Below are 12,828 nucleotides of genomic sequence, written 5' to 3' on the forward strand. Positions count from 1 at the left end.
CATTGTCCGTGACGACGCCAAAAGGCCCGCAGCTTGCGGTGCTGTCCACCGAGGACGACACCCGGTCAGTGGTGCAGGTCCTCCAGCCTTCGGGCTGGCCGATGCCGAAGGGCTATGCCAACGGCATGGCCGCCGAGGGGCGCATCGTCGTCACCGGCGGTGTGATCGGTTGGGATGCCGAGGAACGTCTCGCCGAAGGCTTCGTCGCGCAGGTGCACCAGACGCTGAGCAACATTGCGGCAATTCTGGCCGAAGCCGGTGCACGACCCGAGCATCTCGTGCGCCTGACCTGGTATGTCGTCGACATGGACGAATACCTGGCGAATTTGAAGGAACTCGGCAAGATCTACCGCGCCATCTTCGGGACCCACTTTCCCGCGATGGCGCTCGTTCAGGTCGTCCGCCTGGTCGAGAAGGCGGCGCGCGTCGAGATCGAAGCCACCGCCGTTCTGCCCCGCTGAACGGGGTTCCGGTTCAGCTCGCCTTGGCGAGATCGTCGTCCTCCGGCGAATTCAGGTAGACGCCGGACATGGTGTCGACCCAGCACAAATGGTCGTGCACCTTCTTGACGCCTTCGACGTTCTCCGCGGCGACAACCGCGGCCTGCCGCGCGCGTTCCTCGGTGATAACGCCGCTGAGGTGAACGATGCCGTCGCGGACGATCACGTTCAGTCCGAACGGACACCAATCGTGCTTCTCCATGGCATCGAGGACCCGGGCTCGAATGTGATCATCGTCGGCCGTCGGATCCGGCACCTCGCGGGCGAGACCGGCGACCGCCTGTAGCAAATTGGCCCGCGAGACGATGCCGACGACCCTGTCGCCGCGCACCACTGGCAGACGCTTCACGTTGTGTCGCTCCATGAGATCGACGATCTCCGCCAGGGCCGTATCCTCGGTGATGATCACGGGCGAGGCGGTCATCACTTCCGAGACCTTGCGGCCATGCTCGTGGACGAAGTCGCTGGCCGATTTGCCGGAGCCGAGAATAAACCGAAGCCAGCGCCCTCGCTTGCGTCCGGTGCCGATTTCGCTGCGACGGATGAAGTCGCCTTCCGAGACAACGCCGACCAGCTTGCCGGCACCGTCGACCACGGTGAGGCCGCTGACGTGCCGCTTCAGCATGATGTTCGCCGCCTCGACAATGCTGGTCTCGGGAGTGACCGAGATGACCGAGCGAGTCATGATCTGGTGGGCGCGCATGGAGAACTCCGCTGGTTGTGATGGACATCCAAGCTGAAGCTTAGTCTCGACGGCGCGGATCGATTTGAGGCAGGTCAATCGCGCCAGGGCTTTGGCGGCGGGCGGACGATTTGATGCAGCTCAACGTTTTCGGACCAGCTGGCTGTACCATGATCAACAAGGACCCTCTTGGGTGGTCAGGAGGTTGACCGTGAGTGAGTTCGCCCAATTGCAGGAGCCTGCAGCGGAACCATTGCCCTCTGGTCCGATCGCCGGACTGGCGGGTGCGAACCGACGTGCCCTGGATACTGCGCTTGGTACGCAGGGACTCGTGTTCGAGGAAATCGTGTTCGCAGCCAATGAACTGCTGGACCGAACGCAAACGGAAACGCACTTGTTCGCGGAGTTCGTGTCGAAACTGGCCGGCTCCCATTCCATGAGAGACTGGGGCGCCATGTACAGGGAATGCAGCCAGCATCAGCTCGACTTTATACGTCGCGACTGCGATCGGTATTTCCGGCACGGAGAGCGGGTGCTGGCAGCGACTTTCAGCCTGCTGAACGATCGCCCGCGGCTGGCTGGCGCTGTCATGGACGTGAAATCGGAAGCGAACAAGAACATTTAGCCATGACTCTCGCGCAAACCTCGAGCCTTCGCCTGGCTGAAGAGCAGCTGGCGGCCGAGCCGCCCATTGATTTGGTGACGCGCTGCGCCTTACCGGCTCCAATCGTCGAGCAGCCATCCAATCTCCCTGCTGTCGACGCGCAGCCCGTCACCGAGCCATACCCGCTCGACCGCGCATTCCACGCGATGCTGGCGCGATTCACCGGTGGGATTTCGCCGCTAGCGCTGTCGCTCGCCTACCTTGATTGGAGTTCGCATCTTGCGGTCTCACCGCAGCGCCAGCTGGAGAGGGTGCGCGAGGCCGTCCGTGACACTGGCCGGTTTATCGACGCTGCAGCGCATGCCGCAGCTCCGGGCCAAAATCCCTGGTCGGTGATCAAGCCGCAAGCACAGGACCGCCGTTTCGCGGCGCCATTGTGGGAAAGCCCTCCTTTCAATCTCTATGCGCAGTCGTTTCTGCTTGGAGAGCGGTGGTGGCACGATGCCGCAACCGGGGTGCATGGCGTCTCCCCCGCGAACGAGGCGATCGTCGAGTTTTCGGGCCGCCAGGTGCTCGACATGCTGGCGCCATCGAACTTCGCTGCCAGCAATCCAGAGGTGCTTCAGAAGGCGTTCCGGAGCGGAGGTGAGAATTTCGTATTCGGCTGCCAGAACTGGTACAGCGACTTGATACGAATGCTTTCTGCAGGAAAGGCGGCAGGCGACGAGCAGTTCGTCGTCGGCAAGACCGTCGCTGCGTCGCCCGGCAAGGTGGTCTATCGGAACGACCTGATCGAGCTGATCCAGTATCATCCGACCACCGAAAAGGTGCGGCCCGAGCCGATCCTGATCGTGCCGGCCTGGATCATGAAATACTACATTCTCGACCTGTCGCCGCAGAATTCGTTGGTCAAATATCTGACCGGCGAGGGTTTTACGGTATTTGCGATCTCCTGGCGCAATCCGAATGCGAGCGACCGCGACGTGGCCTTTGATGACTACCGCAAATTGGGCGTCAGCGCTGCGTTGGATGCGATTGCCTGCATCCTGCCGCGCCGGAAGGTTCATGCGCTCGGCTACTGTCTTGGAGGTACCTTGCTGTCGATCGCGGCTGCCGCGATGGCGCGCGACGGCGACAACCGGCTGAAGACGATCACATTGCTTGCTGCGCAGACGGATTTCACCGAGGCAGGCGAGCTGACGCTCTTCATCAACGAGAGTCAGGTCGCCTTTCTGGAAGACATGATGTGGGAGCGGGGATATCTCGACACGACGCAGATGGCCGGCGCTTTTCAGCTCCTGCGATCCAATGATTTGATCTGGTCCCGACTGTCGCACGATTACCTGATGGGAGAGCGGGCACCGCCCAGCGATCTGATGGCCTGGAACGCCGACGCCACGCGCCTGCCTTATCGCATGCACTCCGAGTATTTGCGCAAGTTGTTCCTCAGCAATGACCTGGCCGAAGGCCGCTACCACGTCGACGGAAAAAGCGTATCGCTCGCCGACATTCACGAGCCGATGTTCGTCGTCGGCACGCTCAGGGACCATGTGGCGCCGTGGCGATCCGTCTACAAGATTCACTATCAGGTCGACGCCGATGTGACCTTCCTGTTGACGAGCGGAGGGCACAACGCCGGCGTCGTGGCGCCTCCTGGCGAGCCTGGGCATAGCTACCAGCTCATGACCAAGGCGGAGGATGCGCCCCATGTCGACCGGGACCAATGGCTGAAGCTGGCGCCGCATGCAGAGGGCTCGTGGTGGCAGGAATGGTCCAAATGGCTGACCGCCCGCTCCGATGAGCTTGGCGAGCCGCCACGAATGGGGTTCGGGAACGTCGACAGTCTGCCCGACGCGCCGGGCGACTACGTCCACACCTAGTCCTCGGTCGCTGGATCGGGCGCGAGGTCCGAGGAGCGAAAAGGCTTGGCCTTGTCGAGCTTCCGATAGGCGTTCGCGGCGGTTTCTAGCAGCTTCTTTTCGCGCTTTGGGTCGAGGAAGCGAATGCCCGCCTCCATACCGCCGCCGTTCAATGACGCAGCCAAAGCCTGCCCGCGCGCATCATCATTCAGCTGTCCGAGTGACCGCTGCGCTTTGCGCAATTGCTTGAGGATCGATTTCTGTTTCAGCACGGATTTGTCGGCGAAGAGGTCCTGCAGCGACTCGATTGAATAGGTCAGACGCTTGTTGAGAATCCGCAGCCTGTGCCGTTTCTCGACGTCGAACTTGCCGAGCTTCCGGGCCTTTTTGAGCAGCGTCTTTTCCCATTCTGTCAGTTGCGCGCTCGCGTGATCGGAGAGCGAGCGGCGGCGCAGCCTGATGGCCTCCTTGCTGCGGCTGGTCGACCATTGGCCGCTCTCGATCCACGCCGAACTCTCTTCGACAAGGCGCCGATAGCGCGCAGATTGCAGCGCGCGCGCCAGCAGGCGGTGGCTATCGGCACGTTTCTCGTCCCAGTGCTGGAGCTCGGCAATCACGGCGAGCTCCTTGCCGCTCTCGGCCACCACGCGTTCGATCGCGACGTCGAGGTCCCGGACCATGCCGAGCTGGCCATTCAGCCACTTCAGCTCGGCCCAGACTTTTGGCCGCAGCGCATCGTCGACCATGGGGGAGAAGAAGCGGATGGTAGTGCGCAGATGTGTCAGCGCGATCCGGATCTGATGCAGCGCATCGGGGTCGCCGCGGCAGGTGCCGTCGTGCTGGGCAAGCACAGCGTCGAGATGACGGCGGGCGATGATCCGGAAGGCGGTATCGCAGGCCATTCCAGGGCTGAGGCGGGCGGGCAGGGCATTGCGCCGCGCCGCAGGCTTGCCGCGAGCAGTCGCGCTCGAACTCGTGGTGGGTCGCGCCATCCTACCCCGCGCCAATCAGAATGCCTTATTTGCCCTCAGCGATTGCGTCCTGGCAGCTCTTGAGCGTCTGCTCGCGTGTCCCGGAGGCATCGATGGTCGCCCAACCGACATGGCCGATATTATAGTGCTCTTGCAGCGCGGCAACCTCTTGTGTGGCGTCGGATGCATCGCCTTGTCGGCTTCCGATCCGGGTCTGCCGGGTTGCGAGGTCCGCGACCAGGAAGAGGCCGGCGAAAGGCACGTTGCACGCCCGCGCCAGTGCGGCAAATGCGTCTCGTTCGAAATCGCGGGCGAATACACCGTCGACGATCGCCGAATGGCCCTGGGCCAGCACATGTCGGGCCTGTTGGGCGGCCATGTCGTAAACCCGCTCCGCGAACTCCGGCGTATATGCGGATGGCGGCAACCGCTCCGTCTCGCTGACCCCGAACATCTGCTTGCGAATGAGGTCGCTGCGGAGCACGACCGCTCCGGGTTGGGGCGCCACGCCCGGCGCGAGTGCGCGGGCCAAAACCGACTTGCCGGTGCCTGACAGTCCGCCGACGGCAATCAAGCGGGGCGCGGGCGGATGGATCAGAGCCTGGGCCAGGCTAAAGTAGCGACGCGCGTCCTCGTGCATCTCGTGCTCGCCGGAGTGCGGTGGCTTCAGCCGTGCCAGAGCCACCTGGGCGCGGATCGCCGCGCGCATCGACATGAACAGCGGCAGGGCGCTGAGCGCGTCGAGATTTTCGGGCGGGGTCGCGGCAAGATAGCGGTTCAGGACCACGTTGGCGGCCAGCGGCTGATCGTGGCGCAGCAGGTCCATCAGCGTGAAAGCGAGGTCGTAGAGCACGTCGATGGTCGCTAGCCGCGCGTCGAATTCGATGGCATCGAACAGCACGGGTTGGCGGTCAATCAACACGATATTCGCAAGATGCAGGTCGCCGTGACAGCGGCGCACGAAGCCGTGGCGGCCACGCTGATCAAGCAACGCGCGAACGCGCAAGAATGCCTGCTGTGAATCCTTGGCAAGCTGCTCGACCTCCGCGGTCTGGAAATATCCGCCGTTCCGCAGGCCATTGCTATTGCCGTCGATCAGGGCGGAGATGGAAGACGTCCATCCCTGGCCGTCGACGCATGCCGCGGCCGCATGCGAAGCGGCGATCGCATCGGCGATCGCCGAGGCGAGGTCCACATCAAACAACCGAGCCTTCGCCAGATGATCAAGCGTCCGGCTTTCGTCGAAGCGTGACATGTCGACCGCATATTCGATCGGCCGGCCGTCGCCGTCGACCTTCACCGATCCGTCCGGCTCTTCCGTGATCGCCACGACGCGATGATAGATCTGTGGCGCCAGCGGCCGGTTGATCCTGATCTCCTCCTCGCAGGCCGCTTTGCGCCTGTCGAGTGTCGAATAGTCGAGAAAGGGAAAGCGGACGGCGCGCTTGATCTTCAGTGCGCGCTTGCCGTCGAGGAAGACCGAAGCGGCGTGCGTGTCGATCCGCTTCACGCCGGCATGCGCGGTCAGCGCCGCGAAGATCCGTTCCTGGGTCGCAGAATTGTCTGTCATCCCTGCCGGCCTGTGCAGATGGGTCGGCGAGCGGTGCGGCCGCAAACCATAGCAGTCCTTGGAAAGTAATCCTTAGAGCGGGATCACGACCAGTCCTTGACTTCCGTCAAGGCCTGTCGTCGGTTGATTGGACGGAGTTCCCCCACTTGACGAGGATCAAGCGTCCCGACCAAAGGCGGCCTATTTTGCCCGGCAAGGAGAATCCCGATGCCCATCAAGGACGTCTTTCTGCCGCTGGTTGGCCAGCCCCGCGGACCTGCGCTCGCTGCGATTGAGAAGTGCGTTGCTGTTGCCGCCGACCTCGGTGCCAGGATCACCGCGCTTGCCCTTGAGGATGATGTCTTCGTCCGGCCGAAAGTGGTGTTCCCTGACGACCCGGATCCGGCCGAGCGCGATGCCATGCGCGGGGTGGGCGACATGCAGCATCTCCTGAAGGCGTTCATCGATGCGGCCTCCCGCACAGGCGTTCGCGCCCAAAGCCGGTCGGGCAGGGTGCCGGCAGACCAGATAGCGTCGACCCTGGCCGAACATGCGCATTTCAGCGACCTCACGCTGGTCCCCGTGAAGCCGCACGATAGTCGAACGGAAAACCTCATTGAGACGTTCCTGTTCGAGTCCGGCCGGCCGCTGCTGCTTTGCCCGGAGCAGCATGTGGAGGTGCTGCGGCCGGAGTTCGAGAACGTCATGATCGCCTGGGACCACTCCGCCCGCGCTGCGCGTGCGGTTGGTGATGCGCTGCCGATCCTGCAGGCCGCCGCGACGGTGCGCGTGATCACGGTGGCCGACGACAACGCCGATCCGATCGCACAGTCCGGCAACACTCTGGTCGATCATCTCAGGGAACACGGGGTCTACGCGTCCTTCGAAACCGTGAACGTCAGCGGCAGCTCGATCGGCAAAGTGCTCGGCAGCTGGGCGCAGTCCCATGCCATCGATACGATCGTCATGGGCGCCTACCACCATTCGCGTCTGAACGAAATCGTCTGGGGCGGCGTTACCAAGACCGTTATCGGTCAGCCACCGTGCTGGGTTATGATCTCGCACTAGGTGCGCTGCCTCCACCCGAGCCAGGTTCCGGCTATCGGACCCGTCGCCCGATCGGACGATTGCATTCATGTCGACTTACCGTCTGAAGAACTTGTTGTCGCCCCGGTCGGTCGCCCTCGTCGGCGCGAGCCCCCGTCAGGCCTCCGTTGGACGCGCCGTTCTTGAAAACATCCGCAAGGCGGAATTCAAGGGGCCGGTCGGCTTGGTGAATTCACGCCACGCCCAGATCGGCGGCCATGCTGCCGTGAGCCGCCTGGACCAACTGCCATTCGTCCCAGAGCTCGTCGTGATCACTGCGCCGGCGGTCGAGGTTCCCGCCATCATCGACCAGGCCGGCCGTCTCGGTGCGGCGGGCGCCTTGATCGTCTCCGCCGGTCTCGGCCACGGAGCTGGATCCCTGCACGACGCCGCAATCAGTGCCGCGCGAAAATACGGCATGCGGCTGATCGGCCCCAATTGTCTTGGCATCATGATGCCCGGCGTCAGCCTCAACGCAAGCTTCGCCGCGCACATGCCGGAGGCTGGAAACCTCGCGTTGATCTCGCAATCGGGTGCGATCGCGGCCGGCATGGTGGATTGGGCCGCACAGCGCGGTGTCGGCTTCTCCGGCATCGTCTCGATTGGCGACCAGATCGAAGTCGATATTGCCGACCTGCTCGACTATTTCGCGATGGATCACAAGACCCGCGCGATCCTGCTTTATATCGAGGCCGTCAAGGATGCGCGCAAGTTCATGTCGGCTGCCCGCGCCGCGGCGCGCGTGAAGCCGGTCGTTGTGGTGAAGTCCGGCCGCATGGCGCAGGGCGCGCGGGCGGCCGCCACGCATACGGGCGCTCTCGCCGGCGCTGACGCCGTCTACGACGCGGCATTCCGCCGCGCCGGTGTCCTCAGGGTGTCCGATCTGCGCGAGCTGTTCGACTGCGCGGAGACGCTCGGACGCGTCGAATCTCCGGCCGGGAAGCGGCTTGCCATCCTCACCAATGGCGGCGGCATCGGCGTCCTCGCGGTCGACCGGCTGGTCGAGCTTGGCGGCATTCCCGCATCCCTCTCGGCCGACGCGCGCAACAATCTCGACGCCGTGCTGCCGCCGACCTGGTCGGGCGCAAATCCCGTCGACATCGTCGGTGATGCCGATGCGTCTCGTTATGCGGCAGCGCTCGAGGTGCTGCTCGCCGATCCCGGCAATGACGCAGTTTTGGTCCTCAACGTGCAAACCGCGATCGCCTCCGCTGCCGACATCGCAACGACGGTGACCGAACGCGTCAGAAAATATCGCGAGAAGCATCGCAGCTGGGCGAAGCCTGTGCTTGCCGCATGGGTTGGGGCCAGTCCGAATATCATCGAAGCGCTGTCTGGCGGCGGCATTCCGAATTATCCGACCGAAGACGACGCGGTGCGCGGCTTCATGCACCTTGTCAGGCATCGCGAGGTCGTGGAGGAGCTGAGCCAGGTTCCTCCAGCGATGCCCGACAATTTCGTGCCCGACGTCCAGGCTGCGAGGGAGATCGTAACCGCCGCGGTCGCGGACGGTCGCAAATGGCTCGAGCCGGTCGAGATCAAGCGCCTGCTCGAGGCGTACGACATCGCGATGGTGCCGACCTATGCGGCGGCAGATATCGAGCAGGCGGTGGCCTACGCCAACGAGATATTCGCGCGAGGCGGCACTGTCGTCTTGAAGATCATGTCGCGCGACATCGTGCACAAGTCCGATGTCGGTGGCGTCGTTCTCAATCTCACCACGCCGGAGGCGGTGCGTGCGGCCGCGAGCGACATTTTGGCGCGGGCGAGGAAGCTACGGCCCGAGGCCCGCATCTCCGGCGTCATCGTGCAGGCGATGGTGGTCAAGGCGAAGGCACGCGAGCTGATCCTGGGACTTGCCGACGACCCGACCTTCGGCACCGTCGTCGTGTTCGGTCGCGGCGGAACGGCGGTGGAGATCATCAACGACAAGGCGCTGGCGCTGCCGCCGCTTGATCTGCAGCTGGCCCGTGACCTGATCGACCGTACCCGCGTCTCGCGGTTGTTGCGCGCCTATCGGGACGTTCCGGCCGTCAAGCAGGATGCCGTCGCCTTGGTGCTGGTCAAGCTGGCGCAGATGGCCGCCGATATTCCGGCAATCCGCGAATTCGACATCAATCCGCTGCTGGCGGATGAGACTGGCGTAACCGCGGTCGATGCTCGCGTCGCCGTAGGGCCGCCGCAGCGGAAATTCGCGGGCTCAGGGCCCGCCAATTTCGCCGTCCGCGCCTATCCGTCGCAGTGGGAGCGCCGCCTCGCGCTCAAGGACGGCTGGCGCATCTTCGTCCGGCCATTGCGCCCCGAAGACGAGCCGATCATCCACGAATTCCTGCGCCACGTGACGCCTCACGACCTTCGCCTGCGGTTCTTCGCGCCGATGAAGGAGTTTACCCATGAGTTCATCGCACGCCTGACCCAGCTCGACTATGCGCGCGCGATGGCCTTCATCGCGTTCGATGAGGCGAGCGGTGAGATGGTCGGCGTTGTCCGGATTCATTCGGACTCGGTCTACGAGAGCGGCGAATACGCCATTCTGCTGCGGTCCGACCTCAAGGGCAGGGGACTCGGATGGGCGCTGATGCAGCTGATCATCGACTACGCAAGATCTGAAGGGCTGAAGACCATCTCGGGCGATGTGCTCAGGGAGAACACCACGATGCTGGAGATGTGCCGGCAACTCGGCTTCGAGGTGAAGCCGGATCCGGCCGAGCCCGATATCTGCGACGTCCGGCTGAAGCTCTGAACGCGTCAATTACGCTTCCGCGGCTGGTTCTTTGGCGCCTTTCCGCATGGTCTTGATGATGATTGCGATCAGCGGCACCAGCACCGGCACAATCGTGCTCAGCGGATGATGAACCGCACCGCTCACCTGGTCCTGGAGCGCCCGGGCCTCCAGTTGCAGGGCTTCGATCGACGTGCCGTGAATTTCAATGGCGAGCTCGATGTCGTGGCCCGACGGCGGACGCCCGGCGACGACGAAGAGGATCGCCGCAATGACGAAATTGATTGCGCCGAGCGCGGCCGCCGCGGCAATCGCGCTCCAGATCTGGACCAGCGCGAAATAGGCCGAGAACTCCAGCATCAGCAGCCCGAATGCAGCGATCAGCGCCGCGAAGGCGCGCAGTCCCAGTCCGACCAGCAGGCGGCGCAGCCTGATGTCCGCAATGATCCTGTCCGTGCGCCACAGGGCGCGCAGATGTTTGACGACATTGTCCGTGTTCACCTACTGTCTCCTCAGCATGAATCCGACCACCACGCCGAGCGCGAAGGCGGAGACGAGCGCCGCGACCGGCCGCTCTGCGACAAGCTCTTGGAGCCGCTCCTGCTCCTCGTCGACGGTCTCACCGAGTTCAGCCAGCGCGGCCTTGATTTGATTCGAGAGCGCTTCGGCGCGGTCCTTTGATGATTCGAATATCTCTTCGCCGGCCACGCCAAGCAGACGTGTGACGTCGACCTTCAGTGCTTTCAGCTCGTCGCTCGTTCTGCGGCTATCGAACATTGACGGTCTCCATCGAACGGCGAAAGCCTATGCGAGCGAGCTCGACAGCGTTTGATTTGCGTCAAAGCGAGGCTCCTGCGGTCGGGTTTTGAGGCAAGTCAATCGAGCGGCCTCATGCAGAGCTAGAACACGGGATATCAGGGACCGGTTTTCCCATGAAGGATCTCAGCGTGAATTCGGAACCCCTGCTGCTGGCAACACCGTCTGGCGATGTGCTGGAATTGCGTCCCCAGGGGTCGTGGATCGCAGCCAACGTGTCGACGCTCGAAACGCTGTCCCGATCGGTCGGGGTCGATGTCGAGCGATCAAGGGCCGTGACCCTGGACATGTCGGGCGTCAGCGCGCTCGACACGCTCGGCGCGTGGATGCTGGAGAAACTGTCGCGAAAGGCTGCATCATCGGGAAAATCGGCGGGGATCGTCGGCGTAGCCGATCATTTCAGCGGCCTGATGGACGAAGTGCGCCAGGTCAACCGCCATACGCCGGCTCCAGTCGCCGCGCCCAACCCGGTTCTCCTCAGGCTGAACGATCTCGGCAAGGCGACCGTCGGCGCCCGCGAGGACATCACGATCTTTCTTCAAATGCTCGGCGCATTGTTCATGGCCGTGATCGGCGTGGTGCGGCGACCGCGCACGCTGCGGCTGACGTCGCTGGTCTATCAGCTGAACCGGATCGGGTGGCAGGCGATTCCCATCGTCATGCTGATCACGTTTCTGATCGGCGCGATCATTGCCCAGCAGGGGTTCTTTCATTTCCGCAGGTTCGGCGCGGAGTCCTATACCGTCGATATGGTCGGCATCCTCGTGCTGCGTGAGCTGGGTGTGCTGATCGTCGCCATCATGGTCGCCGGCCGTTCGGGAAGCGCCTACACCGCCGAGCTTGGCTCCATGAAGATGCGGGAGGAAATCGATGCGCTCTCGACCATGGGGCTCGACCCCGTCGACGTCCTGATCCTGCCGCGCGTCGCGGCCCTGGTCATCGCGCTGCCGATCCTTGCCTTCATCGGCTCGATTGCCGTGCTCTATGGTGGCGGCCTGGTCGCGCAATTCTATGGCGACATGGGGCCGGCGATCTACATCGCGCGGCTGCACGAGGCGGTCTCCGTCACCCATTTCGAGGTGGGGATCCTGAAGGCGCCGTTCATGGCGCTGGTGATCGGGATCGTCGCCTGCAGCGAGGGATTGCGGGTCAAGGGCAGTGCCGAATCGCTCGGCAAGCAGACGACCACATCGGTGGTGAAGTCGATCTTCCTGGTGATCGTGCTCGATGGCCTGTTCGCGATCTTCTTTGCCTCGATCGGAATGTGACGATGTCCGAAGCGCAGGAGGAAATCGCGATCCGTGTCCGCGACCTCGTGGTCGGCTTCGGCCGCCAGACCGTGCTCGATCATCTGTCGCTTGATGTCCGCAGGGGCGAAATCCTCGGACTCGTGGGCGCGTCCGGCGGCGGCAAGTCGGTGTTGATGCGCACCATCATCGGCCTTATCCCGCGCCGGAGCGGGACCATCGAAGTCATGGGAGAGCCGATCGGCGGCCGCACCCGACGCGCGGCCACCACATGGGGCATCCTGTTCCAGCAAGGCGCATTGTTCTCGTCGCTGACCGTCCGGCAGAACCTGCAGTTTCCGCTGCGCGAAAATCTGGCGCTGTCGCAGGACCTGATGGACGAGATGGCGATTGCCAAGCTCGAGATGGTCGGGCTGCGGGCGCAGGACGGCGACAAATATCCCTCAGAGCTATCCGGCGGGATGACCAAGCGCGTGGCGCTGGCGCGCGCGCTCGCGCTCGATCCGCCGATTCTGTTTCTGGACGAGCCGACCTCCGGACTTGATCCGATCGCAGCCGGCGATTTCGACGCGCTGATCAGGACGCTGCAAAAGACGCTGGGGCTGACCGTGTTCATGGTCACCCATGATCTCGCGAGCCTCACCACCGTCTGCGACCGCGTCGCTGCCCTTGCCGACGGCAAGATCGTGGCGATCGGCCCGATGCGCGAACTGCTGCAATCCGAGCATCCCTGGGTGCACGCCTATTTCCACGGCAAGCGCTCGCAGATGCTGCAACCCCAGATGAGATGAG

General features: G+C 63.6%; 12 protein-coding genes. 7 read left to right on the forward strand and 5 right to left on the reverse strand.

Annotated elements, in window-relative coordinates:
- Window positions 1-8: 8 nt before the first annotated feature.
- Window positions 9-461, forward strand: coding sequence for a RidA family protein (locus AC0L2O_RS24825; RefSeq protein ID WP_473371548.1), 453 nt, complete (start codon window positions 9-11; stop codon window positions 459-461).
- A 13-nt stretch (window positions 462-474) separates the two neighbouring features.
- On the opposite strand, the gene AC0L2O_RS24830 is transcribed toward AC0L2O_RS24825, so the two are convergent.
- On the reverse strand, window positions 475-1,203 hold the full coding sequence (locus AC0L2O_RS24830) for a CBS domain-containing protein (RefSeq protein ID WP_473371549.1): 729 nt from the start codon (window positions 1,201-1,203) through the stop codon (window positions 475-477).
- A gap of 190 nt (window positions 1,204-1,393) precedes the next feature.
- On the opposite strand from AC0L2O_RS24830, the gene AC0L2O_RS24835 reads away from it, so the two are divergent.
- Together AC0L2O_RS24835 and AC0L2O_RS24840 are read left to right on the forward strand one after the other, a co-directional pair.
- Window positions 1,394-1,807 (forward strand): hypothetical protein, encoded by a 414-nt coding sequence (locus tag AC0L2O_RS24835; protein ID WP_409187873.1) that lies wholly within the window; start codon window positions 1,394-1,396, stop codon window positions 1,805-1,807.
- Window positions 1,808-1,809: 2 nt separating this feature from the next.
- Window positions 1,810-3,666 (forward strand): PHA/PHB synthase family protein, encoded by a 1,857-nt coding sequence (locus AC0L2O_RS24840; protein WP_473371550.1) that lies wholly within the window; start codon window positions 1,810-1,812, stop codon window positions 3,664-3,666.
- Here AC0L2O_RS24840 and AC0L2O_RS24845 read toward each other — a convergent pair.
- Together AC0L2O_RS24845 and AC0L2O_RS24850 are read right to left on the reverse strand one after the other, a co-directional pair.
- The gene (locus AC0L2O_RS24845) at window positions 3,663-4,637 is read right to left on the reverse strand and encodes a CHAD domain-containing protein (RefSeq protein ID WP_473371551.1); all 975 of its coding nucleotides are present in this window, start codon (window positions 4,635-4,637) and stop codon (window positions 3,663-3,665) included. The genes AC0L2O_RS24840 and AC0L2O_RS24845 overlap by 4 nt on opposite strands.
- 25 nt (window positions 4,638-4,662) lie before the next feature.
- Window positions 4,663-6,186, reverse strand: a complete 1,524-nt coding sequence (locus AC0L2O_RS24850; protein WP_473371552.1) for a bifunctional aminoglycoside phosphotransferase/ATP-binding protein — start codon at window positions 6,184-6,186, stop codon at window positions 4,663-4,665.
- 207 nt (window positions 6,187-6,393) lie between these two features.
- Here AC0L2O_RS24850 and AC0L2O_RS24855 point away from each other — a divergent pair, with 207 nt between their 5' ends.
- Window positions 6,394-7,233: a universal stress protein gene (locus AC0L2O_RS24855; protein WP_473371553.1), complete on the forward strand. Its 840-nt coding sequence runs from the start codon at window positions 6,394-6,396 to the stop codon at window positions 7,231-7,233.
- Between the two features lie 67 nt (window positions 7,234-7,300).
- Window positions 7,301-9,994, forward strand: a complete 2,694-nt coding sequence (locus tag AC0L2O_RS24860; RefSeq protein WP_473371554.1) for a bifunctional acetate--CoA ligase family protein/GNAT family N-acetyltransferase — start codon at window positions 7,301-7,303, stop codon at window positions 9,992-9,994.
- 9 nt (window positions 9,995-10,003) lie between these two features.
- Here the strand turns inward: AC0L2O_RS24860 and AC0L2O_RS24865 are convergent, their stop codons facing one another.
- Window positions 10,004-10,474: a phage holin family protein gene (locus AC0L2O_RS24865; protein WP_473371555.1), complete on the reverse strand. Its 471-nt coding sequence runs from the start codon at window positions 10,472-10,474 to the stop codon at window positions 10,004-10,006.
- Entirely contained in the window at window positions 10,475-10,750 is a 276-nt protein-coding gene (locus AC0L2O_RS24870) for a hypothetical protein (protein ID WP_473371556.1), read from the reverse strand.
- Window positions 10,751-10,920: 170 nt separating this feature from the next.
- On the opposite strand from AC0L2O_RS24870, the gene AC0L2O_RS24875 reads away from it, so the two are divergent.
- Together AC0L2O_RS24875 and AC0L2O_RS24880 are read left to right on the forward strand one after the other, a co-directional pair.
- On the forward strand, window positions 10,921-12,057 hold the full coding sequence (locus tag AC0L2O_RS24875) for an ABC transporter permease (protein WP_473371557.1): 1,137 nt from the start codon (window positions 10,921-10,923) through the stop codon (window positions 12,055-12,057).
- A gap of 2 nt (window positions 12,058-12,059) precedes the next feature.
- A complete protein-coding gene (locus tag AC0L2O_RS24880) occupies window positions 12,060-12,827 on the forward strand; it encodes an ABC transporter ATP-binding protein (RefSeq protein ID WP_473371558.1) in 768 nt (255 codons plus the stop codon).
- Window position 12,828: the final 1 nt, after the last annotated feature.

The organism is Bradyrhizobium sp. Kon10, assembly GCF_055807395.1.

What these genes read in the sequence shown, in the direction of transcription:
- AC0L2O_RS24850 (WP_473371552.1), bottom strand. Translation starts at nt 6,186, where the DNA reads ATGACAGACAATTCTGCGACCCAGGAACGGATCTTCGCGGCGCTGACC.
- AC0L2O_RS24855 (WP_473371553.1), top strand. Translation starts at nt 6,394, where the DNA reads ATGCCCATCAAGGACGTCTTTCTGCCGCTGGTTGGCCAGCCCCGCGGA.
- AC0L2O_RS24840 (WP_473371550.1), top strand. Translation starts at nt 1,810, where the DNA reads ATGACTCTCGCGCAAACCTCGAGCCTTCGCCTGGCTGAAGAGCAGCTG.
- AC0L2O_RS24870 (WP_473371556.1), bottom strand. Translation starts at nt 10,750, where the DNA reads ATGTTCGATAGCCGCAGAACGAGCGACGAGCTGAAAGCACTGAAGGTC.
- AC0L2O_RS24860 (WP_473371554.1), top strand. Translation starts at nt 7,301, where the DNA reads ATGTCGACTTACCGTCTGAAGAACTTGTTGTCGCCCCGGTCGGTCGCC.
- AC0L2O_RS24880 (WP_473371558.1), top strand. Translation starts at nt 12,060, where the DNA reads ATGTCCGAAGCGCAGGAGGAAATCGCGATCCGTGTCCGCGACCTCGTG.
- AC0L2O_RS24830 (WP_473371549.1), bottom strand. Translation starts at nt 1,203, where the DNA reads ATGCGCGCCCACCAGATCATGACTCGCTCGGTCATCTCGGTCACTCCC.
- AC0L2O_RS24845 (WP_473371551.1), bottom strand. Translation starts at nt 4,637, where the DNA reads ATGGCGCGACCCACCACGAGTTCGAGCGCGACTGCTCGCGGCAAGCCT.